Here is a 272-nt window from a genome sequence, read left to right on the forward strand (position 1 = left end):
TCTGGTACTGGTCGCCCTCGTGCTTCTGCAGCGGGAAACCGAGGCTCAGCTTCAGCGGGCCGATCGGCGAGATCCACGCGAGGCCCACACCATAGCCGTAACGCAAACCGTTCGCGCCGGTACTCGTGCCGCCCGGCGCGTTGCCCCACACGTTGCCGCCGTCGATGAACGTGGACACGCGCAGCGTGCGATCGTAGCCGGTGCCCGGCAGCGGGAACGTCAGTTCGATGTTGCCGACCAGCATCTTCGAGCCGCCGATCGGGTCGTTCGTC

General features: G+C 66.9%; 1 protein-coding gene. It reads right to left on the bottom strand.

The window, feature by feature from the left end:
- Window positions 1–272: BamA/TamA family outer membrane protein (locus SB816_RS31685; RefSeq protein WP_410548206.1), on the bottom strand; the 272-nt coding region annotated here is incomplete at both ends.

The sequence above is a fragment of the Achromobacter sp. SIMBA_011 genome (genome assembly GCF_046535435.1).
Taxonomy (GTDB): domain Bacteria; phylum Pseudomonadota; class Gammaproteobacteria; order Burkholderiales; family Burkholderiaceae_B; genus Achromobacter; species Achromobacter dolens.